This window comes from Flavobacterium sp. LAR06 (assembly GCF_041946075.1).
Classification (GTDB): Bacteria; Bacteroidota; Bacteroidia; order Flavobacteriales; family Flavobacteriaceae; genus Flavobacterium.
This window is the reverse complement of the sequence record NZ_JAUTYT010000003.1, coordinates 240,714-260,586: the sequence shown is the minus strand read 5'-3', so window position 1 is coordinate 260,586 and position 19,873 is coordinate 240,714. Positions and strand designations below refer to the sequence as shown.

Here is a 19,873-nt window from a genome sequence, read left to right as displayed (position 1 = left end):
GATGCAGAAGTGAATTTTATTTTTTTGTGATGTTCCAGACCTTAAAGAATAGATTTTTTAAATTTTATAAAGTAAGAATCATTCATTAATCTTATATGAAAATTAATAAATTTTGCAGCTGCATTTTTCACTGTTTTCGTTTAGTAAAGTATAAGTTAACAAAAAGGTATGAGTACCATTGTTATAACGGCTAAATTTGGTTATGGATTGATCATAAGAATAACCAACTTTAAAATTATCAAATAAGCGAACACCAAAAAGTAACCCAACACTTGAGTTATAATCAAAATTTAAACTCGCGATATATTTTTCATACCAATTTAGATTTAGGGAGGTAAGAACGCTTATTGGAGCACCTTCTGTAACCCGAATTAAAGCTGCTGGTGTTAAGTTAACATCACGTCTCAATTCAAATCTATACCCTGTATTTAAATAATAATTGCTTTTTCTTTTTGAGAGAACCGCTGCATTATTTTCATTGTAATACTTGGAAGCAAATACATTTGGAGTTGAAATGCCAATGAAAAATTTATCAGAATATAAGTTTACGCCCACCCCAAGTATTAATGATAATTGGTTATCAAAACCAGAATTAAAAACATCTTCGCCAGGTTCGTATACATCAAGCTGATTGATATCGACTTTATAAGAGTTTAATCCCGATTTTAGTCCTAAAGCTAATTTGTATTTGTAGTTTAAATCGAGATAATACGCAAAATTTCCTTCAATATTATATTCTCTGGCTGGGCCAATAACATCGTGGTACAAACTTAATCCGAGTCCTATTTTTTCATAAGGTAATTTGGTATCAACTGACAAATATTGTGTTTTTGGAGCACCGTCAAACCCATACCATTGAGTGGAATAAATTCCTGCAATATTAAGGCCATCAGCAGCACCTGCATATGCAGGGTTGTAAATCAAAGAATTATAATTGAATATGGATAATTTGGCATCATTTTGTGATCTAACTACATAAGATAAAAGTAGGACTACAACAAAAATAAGTATTTTTTTTGAAGTGCTATTCATTGTTGCTGATATAAAGAAAACCTTTTTGCAAATTATTTTCTGATGAAACAGTTTTCTTAAAGTTTATGATATAAAAATAAGAACCAGTTGACAGTTTTTTACTCTTTTGAAATACTTCTCCAGCGTTTGCTTCACCATAAAAATAATTTTCATTTATACCATATTTAGCTGTTTTATAAACTAGTTGGCCAAAACGATTGTAAATTTCAACCGTATTTTCAGGAAAAAATTCAATATTTTTTATCACAAAGTAATTATTTATATTATTGCCATCAATTGTAATAGAATTGTATACTATTAGGTCACATTTAATTGTTGAAACCAGGATAGCGGCTCTTTTTATACTTTCGCAATTAGTTTTAGGGTCATAAGTAGCAGCATAATAAGTAGATCCACTGCGAATGGGAGAACTATCTGAAAGGGGAGAAATAGCATTTTCCGAATCATAAAAAATCATTTCGGTGTTTTCATCTCTTAAAGACCGAATGACTAATTCGTCATCTAAACATAATTCTTTCTTATAACCTGAAGCTAAAAAATTTGCAGGGTTCTGCAAAACGACATTAACTTTAAGGCGATCTTTACTCTCGCATCCAGTTTTTAAATCAGTTTGCAAGGCATAATAGGTAGCATTGGTTAATGGTGTCGAAGTATTTAAAGCATTCACATCTGTTACGTTTTCAAACCATTTTATTCCGGTACCTTTTACAACTAAATCCGCAAGTTTTGGTCTGTCAATTGCACAGAAATATTGTGTATCATCGCCGATGGGAGGAGGGATATTTAAAACAGATGCAACAAAAGCAAGTCGCCTTCCTAAACAACCATTATTTATAGCAGCATAATAGGTAGTTTTATCAATCAAAGCTGTTGTGGTTGGCAATTCAGTAGAAGATGTTATAGAACTAAACCATTTCAGATTTTGATTATTTGTATTTATAGCACTAATAGTTGCATTTTGAGTGCAAAATATCTGATTAGGATCTAAAACAGGCTCTGAAATGAGATTATTGTCAATGAAAATATCTTTAATTATATTAAATGAACAACCACTTTCGGTTTCCGCTGTTAGTTTAACGCTATAAGTTCCCGAAGAAACAAAAACATGTTTTGGATCTTTTTCATTTGAAGTTGTACCGTCTCCAAAATCCCAGTTCCATTTTAAATTTGGGTAATTTATAACTGTTTTGTTTTCAAAAATTATGGGATTAAATGCAATCTGTTCTGTAATGCAGGAAGTTGTTGTTTCAAACAGAGGTGTAATATTTGCGGGTTTGGTCAGCGTAATTTGTATTTTTGATTCACAGACATTAGAATTACTAAAAGCAGTCATAGTACATTCAAAAATAGCACCTTCAGGATAAGCCGCAAGAGATAAAGATGTTGTTCTTTCCGCCAGGCCAACTGGCTGACCCTTATAAGTCCAAAGATACTTACTAAACCCGTAAGGGGCACTTAATTCAAAAGAAGTATCATTACCACATAATTTTAAATCAGCTTTTAATTTTGCACATTTAGCAGAAATATAGGCATAACCAAAGTGTTGTATAAAAGCACAATCTTTTGTTGTAAATTCAATTTTTACAGTTGTTCCAATATAAGCAGACAAATTGATACCAACCGTATTCCATTTAGTCCATCTTACAGTACTTTTTTTGTAAGTTAGAGGATTATCATAGTGACAGGTATTAAAATCCTGATCTGCCTGACCTGCATAAACTTTATACGCGCCACATAATGGATCAATTGTTTTTCCGGTAGCATCAGTTATTTGCACACTGAACTCAGGTTGTTCCTCAGGTATATGACCGGGATCTTCAATTACAATAGCATATTTGTATAAAAAAATGCTATTCTCTGGTGTGACATCCATTGTATAAACCAGCATTTCCGCTTCACTACCGCCTAGTTCATTTCCCAGCCTTACTGAAAAGTTTTCACCTGGAGGTATTGTAGTTAACTGATAGCAGGTTCTGGGATCAAAGCTTGAAACAGTTAGGATTTTATGCCTGTTATCTACAATGCCTTTTCGTACGTTAGGAGTATGATACAAACCGGTATAACCTTCCCATCCGGAAAAAGTTCCAGTTGAAAAATCTGAATTATAGCATTCAGATTGACTGAATCCTAAATTTACAAATAGAAGTGCTACTATTAATAAGTGTATGTTTAACATATATTTTACTAATATATGAAAAAATATCAGAAAGAAGTCTAACAATTCAAGTAAGATCTGTTATAAATAACTGATTTACAGATTGTTTTTTTATTTTTTTTTGAAAATAGGTAAAAAAAAGGAGAGAACCTAAATTCTCTCCTTTTTCTATTTCTTTAAAAAAAGTATAATTTATTCAGTTGTACAAACTCCCGCATGCACAATTAACCAGAAACTACCATCTCCACTATAAGTTAAATTATAAGTATCTGATGCTGTATTGTTTAATGAGTGTTGGTTTCCAAATTGACCAGGCGCCGCTGTTGTTGGAGGACTATCTGCTAAGTAAACATGTGTTTCAGTAAATACAGTTCCGGGATATGTTGCATTGATTGTAACACTGATGTTACTTCCCTGAATGTTAACTGTAACAGTTCCTGCTAAATATCCTTTAGTAATATCATTTTGTCCGGCTCCCGCATATAAATTGTAAGTATAAGAACCGTTTACAACGTTGTTGTAATAAGTTACCCAACCCCATTTTTCTGATAAACCAAGACTGTTAAAGGTATTGTTTCCAAACATATAAGCAGTATCGCAAGTGGTTTCTCCCGGAGGATCCTCATTGGTACAGGTTCTAAGGCAATAATTAAAATAAGTTGCCCAGTTTTTGCCGGGAAACTTAATGTCGCCAGCCCAACCGGTTTCAGTTCTTACAACTGTGCCGTTTACAATATTCTTCATGCTGGAATGTGCTGCAATGTACAGGCATTTGTTGGCATCGAGAATAATACTGGAAAGCGGGATTGTAAAAGTGTAGTTTTGAACTAATGGATCAAAAGACTTTTTATAAGGAAATTGTCCGGGAATCGGGTTTCCGTTTTTTGCAGGTACATTGGCAAAAGAGCCGACATATAAATGCATTTCACTAAAAAACCAATTCTCAAGTGCATGGTAGGTTACATAAAGATTTGTCGCATCATTTTCAACTAAAATGGTACCGGCATTTGTAAATTGCCCGGCCATGATGTTAATTGAAATCGGATCACATTCTGAATAAGTTCCTTTGGCAGTTAAAGACGAACTTTTCGTTTCTTTAGCTTCAGTTTGAATATCTGTACTTACAGGCTCAGTAGTACAATTTACAATTAGAAAAGCTAAAGTCAGGAATAAAAATAATTTTTTCATTTTAATAAGAATTAAAATTAGTAAACCGTTTGTAATGCAGCGTAAAGTGAAAAGATATTTAAGCTGTATTTAAACTATCGCATACAAATTTTAATGCGTATTATTTAAATTTCAAAATATTGTCGTTCAGTGAGTTATATTAGCGATTAAGTGCTGTTTTTGGGTTTAAGTGTTGTTTTTTTCTATTAAATTAAATCAATTCTTCAACATGTTTTTTGATGTTTTCTGAGATCTTTTTGATAGGTAAATCATTTTCATCATCGCCAAAAGGATCTTCAATTTCTTCGGCAATTAATTCTAAACTGGCCAAAACGTAAAAGATAAAAACCACCACAGGAACGACATAATAACCCAAACTTAAAGAATAGCCAAAAGGCAAAGTCATGGTGTAGAAGAAAATGAATTTTTTGATAAAAGCGCTGTAAGAGTAGGGAATAGGAGTGTTTTTAATACGCTCACACGCGCCGCAGATATCAGTAAAAGCAACCAACTCATTATTTAAGATAATAAGCTGGTCACCTGTTATTTTTTTAGCTTCGTATAAATCATTGATTTTATGCGACATCATTCGCTTTACCTGATTAGGCTTATGCTTATGATGATCTAGCTCTAAATCTACATCATCAAAAAGCTGTTTTGCTGTTTCAGAATTATTGAGATGTTTATATAAAATAGTCGCATAACTTGGAATAAACTTCCTGAAAAATTTACGATCGTTCTCGTCTTTTAAAATAGCGGAAAGTTTAATCGCAAAATTACGGCTGTTGTTTACTAAACTGCCCCAAAGTTTTCTTGCTTCCCACCAACGGTCGTATGCGGTATTTGTTCTGAACACTAACAAGAGTGAAATTACAAAACCTAATATTCCGTGCATTACCGGAATATTCTTGACGTAATTATTGGTATCAATTCCTATATAAACAACCTCTAAATAGCCTACAATTGCGGAATAAATTCCGATTGCAATCATTATCGGAAATAATTTTCGGACAGTGTCCGATTTATGAAAATGAAATATAAAAGTAAACCACTCCTTAGTGTTGTATGCAATCATTTAAGTTAAATTTTGAAACAAATTTACTTAAAAATTCATATTTCCAGCTAATTCTTTTAATGCAATTTCAGATAATTTAGCAACATATTGTGCGTTACTGTAACGTACTTTTGCATTAACATAATTAAGCTGAGCCGTTCTGAAATCAAGTGTTGTTATAGTTCCAATCTTGAATTTATCCAATGTAATTTCTAAATTTTGTCTTGCAATCGCTTCGTTATCTTCTTCAAGGTCAATTAATTCGAGGTTGGTTAAATAGGTCTGAAAAGCGGTGCTTAATTGTGTGTTCAGAATCATGTTTTGCTGTTCAATTGCAATCTGAGAATTTTCAATTTCCAGTTTTGCAACTTTTTCATTTCGATGTTGATTAAAACCATCAAATACATTCAGGGTGGCATTAAAACCATAATTCAAACCTCGAGATGAAGCCTGACTGGTAAAGCCTAAACTTGATTGACTTTCTGAAAAGTTATAGCCTGAAGTTAAATTTACGACAGGATATCGGTCTGCCTTTACTTGTTTTAATTGCAATTCAGCAATACGTTTATTAATGATCTGCGCTTCTAAACCAGGATTTTGCTTTTGTGCCAATTCCATTAAATTAGCCAAAACCAGTGTATTATCAACCGTAACCAAATCAATAACTCTAAAGTCGATTTTTGGGTCACGTGCTAAATATTGATTCAGTAATATTTTAGCATTTGCATACGATTCCTTTTGTCTTAGTAAAGCAACCTGATCTGAATTTAAATCTACCTGAGCATTTAAAACTTCCAATTTTGAAGCCTTACCAATGCTAAAACGGTTTTGAGCCAATTTTAAACGTTGCTGCGAAATTACGATGGTAGTGTCTAGCGCAGACAATTGTTGCTGCTGTTGTACTAAATCATAATAAGAGGAATTAACCTGAGCAATTTTGATTAAAATGGTTTGTTTTAGCTGAGCGTCACCTAGTTTTTGAAGTTCTTTTAACTGATCCAATCTGGCAAACATTTTCATTCCGTCAAAAACAGTCCATCCTAAACTTACTCCATAGTTTAAACTGTTGTTTTTGGCATTATCTAAAGAAGTTGAAGTACCATCCTGACGGGTTTGCGATGAATTTGTTATGCTATTATTATCAGTAACCGATGCAGTTGCAACAGGGAGCATTCCAGCGTTTCCAATCGTTACATTAGTTTCGCTTATTTTTGTATTATTTTTTGCAATCTTGATTTCAAAATTATTTTCTAATGCTATTTTCATAGCGTCTCCAATAGTCAGTACTTCCTGAGCATTGGCACTTGTAATGCAAAAGAAGAAGAATATTAAACTGCGGAACAAAATTTTAGTATTCATATTTGTTTTCTTTTACCATGAATTCAATTGATTCAAATTCGCGGCTAATAAATTATTTACTTTCTTTTTCGTATTCTTCAATATGATCAAATTCCGGATAATGTTTTCTGGCTTTAGACCACATCAAATAAATCGCTGGAATTACAAACAGTGTTAATGCTAAAGAGAAAATAGTTCCTCCAACAATTACAACTCCCATCCCGATTCTACTTGTAGATGCTGCGCCCAGTGACATTGCAATTGGCAATGCGCCTAATGCGATTGCTAAACTCGTCATTAAAATTGGACGTAAACGTGCTTCAGAGGCTTCTAAAATAGCTTCTAATTTTGGTTTCCCTTGTTCTCGTAACTGGTTAGCAAACTCAACGATCAAAATACCGTTTTTAGTTACCAGTCCTATAAGCATTACAGTACCAATCTGACTAAAAATATTCCATGTCTGATTGAACAACCATAAAGAGAATAATGCCCCGGCAACTGCCATTGGAACCGTTAGAATAATGATAAACGGATCAATAAAACTTTCAAATTGTGCGGCAAGAATTAAAAAGATTAATAATAAAGCCAATCCAAAAGCGAAAGAAGTATTGGAGCTACTTTCAACAAAATCTCTTGATTCTCCACTTAAATCAGTGGTAAAACTTTCATCTAAAACTTTTGCCTTAATTCTGTCCATTTCCTCAATACCATCACTGATACTTTTCCCTGGAGCCAAACCTGCTGCAACAGTAGCCGACATGTATCTGTTGTTATGGTACAATTGTGGCGGATTACTTTGTTCTTCAATCTTAACAACGTTGTCCATCTGAATCAATTCTCCACTTTTGTTTTTTACAAACATCGAAGTCAAATCCAAAGGTTTTGAACGGTCTTTTTGATCAAACTGACCAATTACCTGATATTGTTTTCCGTTTTTAATGAAATAACCAAAACGTTGCCCACTTAAAGAAAGTTGTAACGTCTGAGCGATATCAATGATTGAAATACCTAAACTTTCTGCTTTCTCACGGTCGATGCTAACATTGATTTCGGGTTTATTAAATTTAAGGTTCACATCTGTAGTTGAGAAAACATCACTTTTACCAACTTCTTCCATAAAAACTGGAATTTTTTCTCTTAATTTTTCAAAGTTAGGGGCCTGAATAATATATTGAATTGGTAAACCTCCACGTCGGTTAACCGCAATTGTAGGTTGTTGGATCACAGATGTTTTAGCATCCGGATATTGTTTTGTCCATTTTGTTAATTGGTCGGCAATATCTTTCTGAGATTTTTTTCTTTCATCTGGCTCTTTAAGGGAAAGTCTGATAAAACCAGTATTTGTTGCCGAAGCACCAAAACCCGGGGCGGTAATAACCAAACTTACCTTTTTCTCCGGAATCGAATCATCAACCAATTTTGAAATCTCCTGCATGAAACGATCGGTATATTCATAAGATGAACCTTCAGGAGTAGTCATACGCATTGTTACAGAGCTACGGTCATCATATGGAGCGGTCTCTTTAGGAAGAATGGTAAAGAACAGATAAATCAATCCAAAACAAGCAATAAGAATTGGAAAGCTCATCCATTTTTTATCCATGAAACGTTTTAAAGAATCAGCATAACCGCTATTTAATTTTTCGAAAAAAGGTTCTGTTTTTACGTAGAATTTCGATTTTTTCTGCTCACCGCCTTTCATTAAATATGCGTTCAGCATTGGTGTTAAAGTCAGCGATACAAAGGCAGAAATTAATACTGCGGCACCAATTACAACACCAAATTCCCTAAAGAGTCGACCGACGAAACCTTCTAAAAATATTACAGGTAAGAATACCGCGGCCAATGTTACCGAAATCGAAATTACGGCATAAAATATTTCATTAGAACCTTTGATTGCGGCTTCGATTGGTGACATACCTTCCTCAACTTTTTTAAAGATGTTTTCGGTAACCACAATTCCGTCATCTACCACCAGACCTGTTGCCAGAACAATTGCCAATAAGGTCAATACATTGATCGAGAATCCAAAAAGCCACATGATAAAGAAAGTAGCAATTAATGAAACCGGAATATCAATTAAAGGTCGGAACGCAATGGCCCAGTCTCTAAAAAATAAATAAATAATGATAATTACCAGAATGATTGAAATTCCTAAGGTTTCAGCAACTTCTAAAACCGATTTCTTTACGAAAATAGTATTGTCAAGAGCAATATTTAATTTAATATCTTTTGGAAGATCTTTCTTTAAAGCCTCGTATTTTTTATAAAATTCGGCTGAAATATCTAAATAATTTGCACCAGGCATCGGAACAATAGCTAAACCAATCATTGGTAGTCCGGATTGACTTAATTTAGTTTCAATGTTTTCAGGGCCTAATTCGGCTCCGCCAACATCACTTAAACGAACAATTTTATCACCGTCAGTACGAACAATTATATTGTTAAATTCTTCTGGTTTAGAAAGGTTACCAACTGTTTTTACTGTTAATTCGGTATTATTTCCGGTTAATTTTCCAGAAGGTAATTCTACGTTTTGTGCATTTAGGGCATTACGGACATCGGCAACGGTACAACGGTAGGCAGTTAATTTTACAGGATCAATCCACAAACGCATTGCATAACGTTTTTGTCCCCAGATTTGAACACCACTAACGCCGGGAATTGTTTCTAAACGCTGTGAAATTACATTCTCTGCATAATCACTCAATTCTAGTGAGTTACGACTGTCACTTTGAACAGTCATCGAAATAATAGCGTCACTATCGGCATCAGCTTTAGATACAACCGGTGGTGCATCAATATCCTGTGGTAAACTTCTAATGGCTTGCGAAACTTTATCACGAACATCGTTCGCTGCTTCTTCAAGATTCTTATCTAAATTAAATTCGATAGTAATATTACTGCTTCCCTGATTACTTGACGAAGTAATATTTCGAATCCCGTCAATAGCATTTACAGCTTTTTCTAAAGGTTCAGTAATTTGTGATTCAATAATATCTGAATTGGCTCCGGTATAGTTTGTTCTGATGGAAACCTGCGCCGGGTCAATAGATGGAAATTCTCGAACACCCAAAAAAGTATAACCAATGAAACCGAATAAAATAATCAAAAGATTCAGTACAATGGTTAAAACGGGTCTTCTAATACTTGTAGTTGATAAACTCATGTTAGATTTTAGATTTTAGAGTTTTGATTTTAGATTTTAGAATAAAGAAAATAGAACATAGAGAATGAATTTGAAAAACTCATCACTCAAAATTCATAACTCAAAACTATTTTTTAACTTGAACTTTTATAGGTGTTTCGTTTTTTAGTGACATTACACCACTTGTAATCAGCGTATCACCAGCTTTTAATCCTGAAAGAATTAAAATTGAAGCATCTGTTCTGGTTGTTGCATCAACCATAACTTCTTTTGCTTTTCCCATATTGGCGATATATACTTTTTTACCATCTTGTACAGGAACTATTGCTTCTGACGGAACTACAATTGCATCTTTAATAATATTCAAGGGTAATTTTACATCAGCAAAAGTTCCCGGGAAAAGTTTTCCATCTATATTATCAGCAATAGCACGAATTTGTAAAGTACGGGTTGCTACTTCAACTTCTGGTTCGATAGCATATATTTTTGCTGAATACACTTTATCAGATCCTGATACTGAAAAATCAATAGTTGAACCTGATGTGACTTGCGAAGCATATTTTTCAGGAATAGAGAATGTAATTTTTAATTTTCCGGTATTCACTAACTTTGCAACTAAAACAGTAGGAGTTATATAAGTTCCTGGTGAAATAGAACGCAAACCAATTTTTCCTGAAAAAGGTGCTTTTACAGAAGTTTTGGCAATTTGTGCCTTGATTAATTGTGTCTGTGCTTTCATAGAAGCGTAGTCAGCATTTGCAACATCAAATTCTTCCTGACTAATAGCTTCTTTTTGAAGTAATAATTTAGCTCTTCTTTCGTTTTCAGCTGCTAAACCTTCTTTTGTTTGAGCTTGTCTTAATTGCGCTCTTAATTCAATATCATTTACCTTGAAAAGTACTTGTCCTTTGTTTACATAGGTTCCTTCAGTAAAATATATGCCTTCAACAATTCCCGAAACTTCACTGTGAATTTCTACTTGTTCATTAGCTTCAATAGATCCAGATAATGAAAGGTTGTTATCAAACGTAGAAGTTTTAACCACAATACCTGTTACGGTTATAGGGCGGTCTTTATCACCAGATTTTTTAGACTCGTCGTTTTTACTTTTGTTAGAAACAACTCTGTAGGCGATAAACCCTCCGAGTACTATAATTAACAGGGCATAAATTAGATTTTTTACTTTCATAAAATTGAGGTAAATGTTTTTTTGGGATTGTTTTTAGTAGCTTACAAATTTAACTTTTTGAACCGAAATCAGAAGAGGTTGGCTTTTATTTAACATTTGTATGTACAAATTTTTAGATTAGATTACGTATTAGACTATTTAATTTTACAAAGGTTTAATGTGACAGAAAAAAAATAATAAGTAGTAGAAGAATTAAAAATTAATCGATTTCAAGAGTCATTCTTTTTCTTAAGTTTTTACTGATAAAAAGCGTAAAACTACTTGCTTAAAAAGTAAGAAAAAGTATGTATAATTGTTTTTTATTGCATTTTGTCCGATTTCTTTTGCTCTTTATCGATTTTATTTGTAACATTGATAAGGTTAAACAATATGATGATTTTTTTGTGAGAATATTAATGTTCTAGTACGTAAAGCATTAATATGTGTAGGTTTTTTATTTTAATTAAGTTAAATTTTTTGCTTTTTAAGAATGATTAAATTAACAACTGTTTATATTTTAAACTAAAATCGTCTATTTATGAAGAAAAAAATACTTCTTGGATTATGGTTTACTTTTTTACTTGCAGCCATTTCTTATTTATTTTGGCAAAACGAATATCAATACAGTTTGCCTACACCAATTCCTCAAAATTATCGTGAGATAGCCATGGGAAGTAAAGTGGATTTAAAATGCTGCGCGACAGATCAAAGACCGGTTTTTATCCATTTTTTTAATCCTGAATGTCCATGTTCGCGTTTTAATGTGCCTCATGTAAGTGGCTTGATTAAAAAGTATGGAGACAAAATCAATTTTAAAATCGTAGTATTAAACAAAGAAAAGACTTTCACAATTGAAGAAATTCAGAACAAATTTGATGCTCAGATTCCTGTTTATTTTGATGAAGAAATAGCAAAAAATTGCGGTGTTTTCTCGACACCCCAGGCGGTTCTCATCGATGCTTCTCAAAACTTATATTATCGTGGCAATTATAATAAAACAAGGTACTGTACAGATGCCGATAGTAATTATGCCCAACAAGCAATAGATTCTTTATTAAGTCATACAAATGCCCCATCATTTGATGCGTTAGCTCTTCGAGCTTATGGATGTTCCTTACCAAAATGCACTAAATAAATCTAACCTTAATATTACCTAAATTATGAAAGCAAAAGCTAGTTTGAACGAACAGGATTACCTGCACAATTTCATGTCAACAATGACGCAAAAATCGGATACGATTATTAATTATGTTCTTGCCATTTATTTTCTTCTTGGGATCGCTTTGGCTTTTAAATACGATACCTGGGAGATTGGAGCAGGGGTAGGAACATTAAATTTATTAGCCTATTATTCGGCAAAATTCCTTCTAAAGAACTCTAAATTTTACCAGTATGTTTTATCGTTTGTGCTGGCTATATTTATGGCACAATATATTTATCAGATGCATGGTTTGTTCGAAATGCATTTTACTGTTTTCATTGCCAGTACAATCCTGATTATTTATCAAAACTGGAAACTACAGATTCCGCTTACGCTTTTGGTTGTAGGACATCATGTTATTTTAGCCTATATGCAAAACTTTGTTTATAATGATCCAGCAGGAATACAGTTATATTTTTCACAAGTCAATTTTGATATGGAAACGCTTATCATACACATTGTACTTGCTGCTGTTGTCTTCTTTATGAATGGGTATTGGGCGTACTACTTTAAAACACATAGCCAAAACCATATTTCTAAAATATCTGATGAATATGAATTGGAAAATATGAAATTGGCATCGGCAAAATATAGTTCTTTAACAGCTACCAAGGAATATAATGACTTTGTACACAGAACAACTTTAGATCTTAAATTACCGGTAAGTTCGGTGTTAAAACTTATTGATGTTTCAAAAGGACATACAGATAATGATCAGCTTCTCAGTTATTTGGATATGATGCGTGATAGCGCTAAAAAAATTGATGATATGGTTAATGATATTCATGTTAAGTCAATAAATAGCAGACCGCCCGGACACTAAAGTTTTGAGCTTATTTGTAATCAATAATTAATACTATATGGAATTAAATATTATACTCAGAATGTAATTACTTATTAATTTAAATACAAAATTTATGGATACCAGAATTACCCGCCCGACTCCATCAGACAGAGAAGTAGATTGGAATAAAAATAAAGTACTACTAAGTAAAACAGACACTAAGGGAACCATTTTATACGCAAATGAAGATTTTATTGATGTATCCGGCTATGATGAATTTGAACTTATTGGACAGCCTCATAATATAATCCGTCATCCCGATATGCCAAAAGTGATTTTTAAGTTCTTATGGGATAGTATAAAAGCGAGTAAAAATATTCATGTTATCATCAAGAACATGTCTAAAACGGGCAGATATTATTGGGTTATTACCGATTTTAAAATTATAGCCGATTCTGATGGAGAAATCGTTGGCTATTTTGGAACAAGAAAATCTGTTCCCGAGAATATTATTGTAAAATTTATTGAACCTCTTTATAAAAAACTTCTGCACATTGAAGAAGCTAGTGGGATGTCGGCATCTGAGGAATATCTGACTGGTTTTCTGGAGGAACGCAAAAAAACATATATGGAATATATTGATCATCTTGTGGCAACAGGAAAAGATGATAAGAATAAAGTGAGTAAAGGTATTTTTAGTGGTCTTTTTGAAAAGAAAGAGGCTCCTAAAAAGAAATAATAAAATAGAATTAATACGCTTCATTGTATCGCATAAAATATTCAAACCAAAAATTTGCCCCCAACAAATCTAATCGCCTTACCAAAGACAATTGAATAGTTTTTAGGACTTAATCCATAATTTGAGTCTGATACAATGAGGTTTTTTTAGTTTTCAGATTTCAGTTTTTTCAAAATCTCTCTCTTTTGGAGCCTTAAGAAATATAATTCCAAATATTCTTCTTTTTGGTCAATTCTATAAAAACTGCTTTTAGTACTGCATGTTCAGGTTTTTGAAGAGGACCATCTTCTTTTAAAATTTTCATCGCATAATTTCTTGCTAACCCTAAAAGATCACGATCACGAACAATATCTGCAATTTGTAGATTTAAAACACCACTTTGTTGTGTTCCCATTAAATCGCCAGGACCACGCAATTTCAAGTCAACTTCGGCAATTTCAAAACCATCATTAGTTTGAACCATAGTTTCCATTCTGGTTTTGCTATCAGCGCTTAATTTGTGGCTCGTCATTAAAATGCAATAACTTTGTTCTGCCCCACGGCCAACACGTCCACGTAATTGATGTAATTGTGATAAGCCGAAACGTTCGGCACTTTCGATAATCATTACACTGGCATTTGGCACGTTTACACCAACTTCAATTACGGTTGTGGCGACCATAATATTGGTTTTTCCTTCAGAAAAGCGTTTCATTTCAGCATCTTTATCTGCCGGTTTCATTTTTCCGTGTAAAATCGAAATAGAATATTGAGGCAATGGAAAATCACGAGAAATACTTTCGTAACCATCCATCAGATCTTTATAATCCATTTTTTCAGATTCCTGAATCAACGGATAAACAATATAAATTTGTCTTCCTAAAGCAATTTCGTCACGAAGGAATTTCCAGACTTTCAGACGATTGCTGTCAAAACGATGAACCGTCTGGATTGGCTTTCTTCCAGGAGGCAATTCATCAATTACAGAAATATCTAAATCTCCGTACAAACTCATCGCCAAAGTTCTCGGAATAGGAGTAGCGGTCATCACTAAAACGTGTGGCGGAATGTCATTTTTCTTCCACAATTTAGAGCGCTGTTCTACACCAAAACGATGTTGTTCGTCAATTACAGCCAAACCTAAATTCTGGAATTGCACTTTATCTTCTAACAAAGCGTGTGTACCAATTAAAATATGCAGAGTTCCATTTTCAAGCTCTTCGTGAATGATTTTTCGGGCTGCAGTTTTGGTTGAACCCGTAAGTATTTTAATATTAAGATCTAATGTTTTAGCTAATTCTGATAAACCAATAAAATGCTGATTCGCCAGAATTTCAGTAGGAGCCATTAAACAGGCCTGAAAACCATTATCAATTGCCAAAAGCATGCTCATAAAAGCTACAATTGTTTTTCCGGAACCAACGTCTCCCTGTAATAAACGGTTCATTTGGGCATTGCTTCCCATGTCTGAACGAATCTCTTTAATTACTCTTTTTTGAGCATTTGTTAATTCAAATGGTAAATGATTTTGATAAAATTCATTAAAAAGTTCACCCACTTTGGTGAACGGATGCCCTTTTATTTTGTGTTTTCGAATCAGGTTTTTAGTGATTAACTGAAGCTGAATAAAAAACAATTCCTCAAATTTTAAGCGGAATTGTGCTTTCGCTAAAGCATCAGCACTTTTCGGGAAATGGATGTTGAATAAAGCCGCTCTTTTTGGAATTAACTTTAATTCTTCGATTAAATAGGGCGGAAAAGTTTCAGTAAATAAAGCCTGTGTTTCTATAAAAAGCTGTTCCATTAGCTTATTAATCGTTCGGTTTGAAATTCCGCGATTGGCTAATGTTTCGGTAGAAGGATAAACGGGCTGCATAGCAGAGCGCAAACTTTTTTCATGCTCACTTAACAATTCAATTTCGGGATGCGCCATGCTAAACTGACTTCCGTACACAGAACATTTTCCGAAAATCACACAAACTTCATTTAGTTTTAAACTCTCTCTGATCCATTTATGTCCCTGAAACCAATTCAGGTCAATTTGTCCTGTATCATCCACGAAAGTGGCTACCAAACGCTTTTTGTTTTTAGCAAATTCAACCGTTTTTATATTGATGATTTTACCAATGATCTGAACTTCGGCTCCTGTGTTTTGAAGTTCGTTTATCTTATAATATCGCGTTCTGTCAATGTATCTATTCGGAAAAAAATTAACCAAATCTCTGTATTTATGAATGCCCAATTCCTTACGAAGCAACTGGCCACGACTGGGACCAACACCTTTAAGGTATTCTATTGGGGTTTCAAGGAGATTGTTAGACATTTTTTTTAGACTTCTTAGATTTTAGAAAATAGAGTATAGAATAAAGAGAATAGATTTTTGTCTATATTCTTTATTCTATACTCTTTTATCTCTGAAACAGCGAAGATAGATTTTAATTGGGAAATTTAAAAATCTGATAAATTGAAGTTTAGAAAATAATATCTTTGAAGAATAAAAATTATTTGAAATGACAACACATTTAGCACTTTTACGCGGTATCAACGTTTCTGGCCATAACATGATGAAAATGGAAGCTTTGAAAACAATGCTGGAGAATATTGGTTTTACAAATGTGCGAACCTATCTGCAGTCTGGAAATGTTTTTGTGGATTCTGAGGAAGAAAGCGCTTCGAAAGTGGGTTTTATGATTAAACAGGAAATTTTCAAGGTTTTTGGACATGAAGTTCCTACGATTGTAATTACTAAGGGAGATTTGGAGTTGTGTTTTAAAAACAGTCCGTATCTAAAAGAAAAAGATATTGACACTAAAAAATTATATGTTGCTTTTGTTTCAACGGAACTAAAAAAGGAAAATATAAATGATTTAAAAATCAGCCAATTTAAACCCGATGAAGCAAGTATTGACGGGAACAGGATTTTTATTAAATATGCGGTTGGCGCGGGAAAAACAAGATTAGAAGGCAAATACATTGAGAAAAAACTGAATGTTATAGTAACAATGCGAAATTGGAACACGGTTACTAATCTTTTAAAAATGTATTCAGAAGATTAATTTTTAAAAAAAATAAGCCACGAATTCACGAATTTTTAATACACAAAATGTAGGCTTAATTCGTGAATTCGTGGCGGTTTTGGTTTTATTTGGGAATCAAATCACAATACCAAAATCCATAATCAAAAGCATCGCTGGCACTAGTGTCGCAAGCAGTATCTGATGAATCTTCGTTTTTAGGCTTTTCATATTTTCTATAAACGATTTCTCCAATTTCAAAATCAATTGGTTTTGAGAAAATTGGACCATCAAAAGCAAAGGTGTGAAATTCGCCATTTTCTCCGCAAACATCTACATTTTCAGGTAAATCATTAATAAAATCCTGATCGATTATTCGACCAACAAAACTTTTATCTAAATACCTTTCGTTTACACAAACTACTATAGTTTTAAATCCTAATGAAATAAATTCCTGAATCAACTCTTTTGTTGGAATTTTCCAAATCGGAAAAACACCTTCAAAACCAATCTTTGCCAATTGATCTTCTCGGTATTTACGTAAATCTTCCAAAAATATATCTCCAAAAACAGAATGCGTGATACCTTGACTCTTTAATTCTGTCAAAGTTTTAGTCATAACATTTTCGTAGACTTCCATAGTTGGCATTTCCGGAACTTGCAAAATTTCCAAAGGTAAACCAATGCTTTTTGCTTGTGCTTCTAATAATTCAACACGAACGCCATGCATTGAAATACGTTGAAATTGCTGATTGACACTGGTCAATAAAAATTCGATTTTATATTCAGGATTTTGTAGAATTTTATATAAAGTAAGAGCAGAATCTTTTCCACTGCTCCAATTGAATAAGGCTTTTTTTGGTGTTGACACGCTGTTGTTATTTTATGTGGTAAACTTACAAATTTCATTCGATTTGTTGATGAAACCTTTGTAACTTTGGAATTTCGCCTACAAATTTATTTCAATGAAATACATCCTTCTATTATTTAGCACATTCCTTTTTGCACAGCAAACCAAATTTGTCGATTTTAAATCCGTTTCAGGACAATTGTCTTTAAATGCAAAAGAAAAATTGGTTTCCGGCTCGGTTGATTATCAATTTGAGGTTTTGAAACCGATTGATACCATTAAAATCGATGCTAAAAACATGGAATTTACTAAAGTACAAATTGACAATAGAGAGGTTCATTCTGTAAATACAGGTAAAGAATTGCAAATAATCGGCAATTTTCAAAAAGGAAAAAATCATTTAACTTTTGAATACGTCGTTAAGCCAAAACAGGCCCTGTATTTTGTGACTATTGAGAATTCAGAAGTGCAAATTTGGACACAGGGGCAGGGAAGATACACTAGCAATTGGTTTCCCAGTTTTGATGATGTTAACGAAAAAGTAATTTTCAGTTTAGGAGTAAATTATGAGGCAGAATATCAGGTCGTTTCAAATGGAATTTTGAAAGATAAATCTTCAAACGGAAATTTGAATCATTGGCAGTACGAAATGGAAAAACCAATGAGTTCTTATTTATTAATGCTTGCAATTGGGAAATATGATAAAAAAGAATTGACCGCTAAATCTAAAATTCCGTTAGAATATTATCTGGAGAATAAAGACGTAAATCGTTTTGAACCAACGTATCGTTATTCGAAGCGCATTTTTGATTTTTTGGAAAAAGAAATCGGAGTGAAATATCCTTGGGAAATTTACAGACAAATTCCGGTTCGTGATTTTCTTTACGCTGGTATGGAAAATACAACTTCGACGCTTTTTGCTACGCGATATGTTGTAGATTCAATTGGTTTTGAAGATCGAAATTATACAAATGTGGATGCGCATGAGTTGGCTCATCATTGGTTTGGAGATTTAATTACAGCCGAAAGTAGTAAACATCATTGGCTTCAGGAAGGTTTTGCAACTTATTATGCAGCTCTTGCTGAAAGAGAAATTTACGGCGACGATTATTTTTACTTCAAATTATACGATACCGCACAACAGATCAAATTTGCCTCAAGAACAGATACAATTCCGGTATTGAATGCTAAAGCAAGTTCACTTACTTTTTATGAAAAAGGCGCATGGGCATTGTTTGTTTTGCACGAATCGATTGGAGATAAAGCATTTAAAAAAATCATCAAAAGTTATTTAAAAAAATACGGTTATCAAACCGTAAATACGCAAAATTTCTTTGACGAAATTAAAAAGGTTTCCAATTTTGATCTAGATAAATTTCAAAAAACATGGTTAGAATCGACTGTTTTTGATACAGCAACTGCGAATGCTTTACTTAGTAAAAATAAAGCAATTCAGATTAGATCGGAAGTTGATAAATTGAAGAAAATGCCTTTAGCAGAGAAAGAAGCTTTCTTTAAGAAAACACTAGAGTCAGATGTTTATTATTCCGTAAAACAGGCAATTGTTGATCAATTGGAAAATGAAAAGTACGAGGCTAAAAAAGCACTTTTATTAATTGCTTTAAAAACCAATAATATTCAGGTTCGTCAAGATGTTGCGACAACTTTGAGTAAGATTCCTGAAGATTTTAGAGCTGAATATGAAACTTTGCTTGATGATAAGTCTTACCAAACGCAGGAAATTGCATTGTATTGGTTATGGAAAAATTTTCCGGACCATCGTTCAGAATATCTGGAAAAATCTAAAAACTGGATTGGTTTTAATGATTATAACTTGCGTACAATGTGGCTTTCATTGGCTTTGTCAACTCCGAATTATGCAAAGAATCCAGAAACTTTGATTACTGAACTGATCTCCTTTTCTTCTACAAAATATGAAGCCACCACTAGACAAAATGCACTTGAAAAGCTAATTGCATTTAAAATAATTAACGATCAGGTTTTGAGTAATTTAGTTGGAGCAACAACACACCATGTGTGGCAATTTTCAAAATTTGGAAGAGATACAATTCGGTTTTTATTAAAAAATTCAGAAATGCGTGCTTCGTTTGAAAGAATTTTGCCTAATTTGACCCCCGATGAACAGTTTCAATTGAATCGTTTGCTGAAAGAGATAGAGAAGTAGAAGCAAGAGGAAAGATTGATGCGAATAGAGAATAGAATATAGAGAATAGAATATAGAGA

At 33.2% G+C, this 19,873-nt stretch carries 14 protein-coding genes; 5 read left to right on the top strand and 9 right to left on the bottom strand.

The window, feature by feature from the left end:
* Positions 1-102: 102 nt before the first annotated feature.
* The 7 genes from Q7C23_RS06215 to Q7C23_RS06185 form a co-directional block, all read right to left on the bottom strand.
* Complete coding sequence (locus Q7C23_RS06215) at positions 103-1,032, bottom strand: type IX secretion system membrane protein PorP/SprF (RefSeq protein ID WP_375031690.1); 930 nt, start codon at positions 1,030-1,032, stop codon at positions 103-105.
* Positions 1,025-3,208: a gliding motility-associated C-terminal domain-containing protein gene (locus tag Q7C23_RS06210; RefSeq protein ID WP_375031689.1), complete on the bottom strand. Its 2,184-nt coding sequence runs from the start codon at positions 3,206-3,208 to the stop codon at positions 1,025-1,027. The genes Q7C23_RS06215 and Q7C23_RS06210 overlap by 8 nt, the downstream gene beginning before the upstream one ends.
* A 171-nt stretch (positions 3,209-3,379) precedes the next feature.
* Entirely contained in the window at positions 3,380-4,375 is a 996-nt protein-coding gene (locus Q7C23_RS06205) for a hypothetical protein (RefSeq protein ID WP_375031688.1), read from the bottom strand.
* Positions 4,376-4,565: 190 nt separating this feature from the next.
* Positions 4,566-5,429 carry a bestrophin family protein gene (locus tag Q7C23_RS06200; protein ID WP_375031686.1) on the bottom strand — a complete coding sequence of 288 codons (864 nt, stop codon included), beginning with the start codon at positions 5,427-5,429 and terminating at the stop codon, positions 4,566-4,568.
* 27 nt (positions 5,430-5,456) lie between these two features.
* On the bottom strand, positions 5,457-6,767 hold the full coding sequence (locus Q7C23_RS06195; protein ID WP_375031685.1) for a TolC family protein: 1,311 nt from the start codon (positions 6,765-6,767) through the stop codon (positions 5,457-5,459).
* A gap of 52 nt (positions 6,768-6,819) precedes the next feature.
* Positions 6,820-9,915, bottom strand: coding sequence for an efflux RND transporter permease subunit (locus Q7C23_RS06190; protein WP_375031684.1), 3,096 nt, complete (start codon positions 9,913-9,915; stop codon positions 6,820-6,822).
* Positions 9,916-10,021: 106 nt separating this feature from the next.
* Complete coding sequence (locus Q7C23_RS06185) at positions 10,022-11,083, bottom strand: efflux RND transporter periplasmic adaptor subunit (protein WP_375031683.1); 1,062 nt, start codon at positions 11,081-11,083, stop codon at positions 10,022-10,024.
* A 517-nt stretch (positions 11,084-11,600) separates the two neighbouring features.
* Here Q7C23_RS06185 and Q7C23_RS06180 point away from each other — a divergent pair.
* The 3 genes from Q7C23_RS06180 to Q7C23_RS06170 all read left to right on the top strand — a co-directional run bounded on the left by Q7C23_RS06180 (position 11,601) and on the right by Q7C23_RS06170 (position 13,786).
* Positions 11,601-12,197, top strand: coding sequence for an AhpC/TSA family protein (locus Q7C23_RS06180; RefSeq protein WP_375031682.1), 597 nt, complete (start codon positions 11,601-11,603; stop codon positions 12,195-12,197).
* A 25-nt stretch (positions 12,198-12,222) separates the two neighbouring features.
* Positions 12,223-13,086 (top strand): hypothetical protein, encoded by an 864-nt coding sequence (locus Q7C23_RS06175; protein ID WP_375031681.1) that lies wholly within the window; start codon positions 12,223-12,225, stop codon positions 13,084-13,086.
* A gap of 94 nt (positions 13,087-13,180) precedes the next feature.
* The gene (locus tag Q7C23_RS06170; protein WP_375031680.1) at positions 13,181-13,786 is read left to right on the top strand and encodes a PAS domain-containing protein; all 606 of its coding nucleotides are present in this window, start codon (positions 13,181-13,183) and stop codon (positions 13,784-13,786) included.
* A 193-nt stretch (positions 13,787-13,979) separates the two neighbouring features.
* Here the strand turns inward: Q7C23_RS06170 and recG are convergent, their stop codons facing one another.
* Entirely contained in the window at positions 13,980-16,088 is a 2,109-nt protein-coding gene (gene recG, locus Q7C23_RS06165) for an ATP-dependent DNA helicase RecG (protein ID WP_375031679.1), read from the bottom strand.
* Positions 16,089-16,275: 187 nt separating this feature from the next.
* Here recG and Q7C23_RS06160 point away from each other — a divergent pair, with 187 nt between their 5' ends.
* The gene (locus Q7C23_RS06160; RefSeq protein ID WP_375031678.1) at positions 16,276-16,821 is read left to right on the top strand and encodes a DUF1697 domain-containing protein; all 546 of its coding nucleotides are present in this window, start codon (positions 16,276-16,278) and stop codon (positions 16,819-16,821) included.
* 85 nt (positions 16,822-16,906) lie between these two features.
* On the opposite strand, the gene Q7C23_RS06155 is transcribed toward Q7C23_RS06160, so the two are convergent.
* Positions 16,907-17,650, bottom strand: a complete 744-nt coding sequence (locus Q7C23_RS06155; RefSeq protein WP_375031677.1) for a diphthine--ammonia ligase — start codon at positions 17,648-17,650, stop codon at positions 16,907-16,909.
* Between the two features lie 94 nt (positions 17,651-17,744).
* On the opposite strand from Q7C23_RS06155, the gene Q7C23_RS06150 reads away from it, so the two are divergent.
* Positions 17,745-19,814 (top strand): M1 family metallopeptidase, encoded by a 2,070-nt coding sequence (locus Q7C23_RS06150; RefSeq protein WP_375031676.1) that lies wholly within the window; start codon positions 17,745-17,747, stop codon positions 19,812-19,814.
* Positions 19,815-19,873 lie beyond the last annotated feature (59 nt).

Coding starts and splice junctions, on each gene's coding strand:
- Q7C23_RS06215 (WP_375031690.1), bottom strand. CDS start 1,032: ATGAATAGCACTTCAAAAAAAATACTTATTTTTGTTGTAGTCCTACTT.
- Q7C23_RS06210 (WP_375031689.1), bottom strand. CDS start 3,208: ATGTTAAACATACACTTATTAATAGTAGCACTTCTATTTGTAAATTTA.
- Q7C23_RS06205 (WP_375031688.1), bottom strand. CDS start 4,375: ATGAAAAAATTATTTTTATTCCTGACTTTAGCTTTTCTAATTGTAAAT.
- Q7C23_RS06200 (WP_375031686.1), bottom strand. CDS start 5,429: ATGATTGCATACAACACTAAGGAGTGGTTTACTTTTATATTTCATTTT.
- Q7C23_RS06195 (WP_375031685.1), bottom strand. CDS start 6,767: ATGAATACTAAAATTTTGTTCCGCAGTTTAATATTCTTCTTCTTTTGC.
- Q7C23_RS06190 (WP_375031684.1), bottom strand. CDS start 9,915: ATGAGTTTATCAACTACAAGTATTAGAAGACCCGTTTTAACCATTGTA.
- Q7C23_RS06185 (WP_375031683.1), bottom strand. CDS start 11,083: ATGAAAGTAAAAAATCTAATTTATGCCCTGTTAATTATAGTACTCGGA.
- Q7C23_RS06180 (WP_375031682.1), top strand. CDS start 11,601: ATGAAGAAAAAAATACTTCTTGGATTATGGTTTACTTTTTTACTTGCA.
- Q7C23_RS06175 (WP_375031681.1), top strand. CDS start 12,223: ATGAAAGCAAAAGCTAGTTTGAACGAACAGGATTACCTGCACAATTTC.
- Q7C23_RS06170 (WP_375031680.1), top strand. CDS start 13,181: ATGGATACCAGAATTACCCGCCCGACTCCATCAGACAGAGAAGTAGAT.
- recG (WP_375031679.1), bottom strand. CDS start 16,088: ATGTCTAACAATCTCCTTGAAACCCCAATAGAATACCTTAAAGGTGTT.
- Q7C23_RS06160 (WP_375031678.1), top strand. CDS start 16,276: ATGACAACACATTTAGCACTTTTACGCGGTATCAACGTTTCTGGCCAT.
- Q7C23_RS06150 (WP_375031676.1), top strand. CDS start 17,745: ATGAAATACATCCTTCTATTATTTAGCACATTCCTTTTTGCACAGCAA.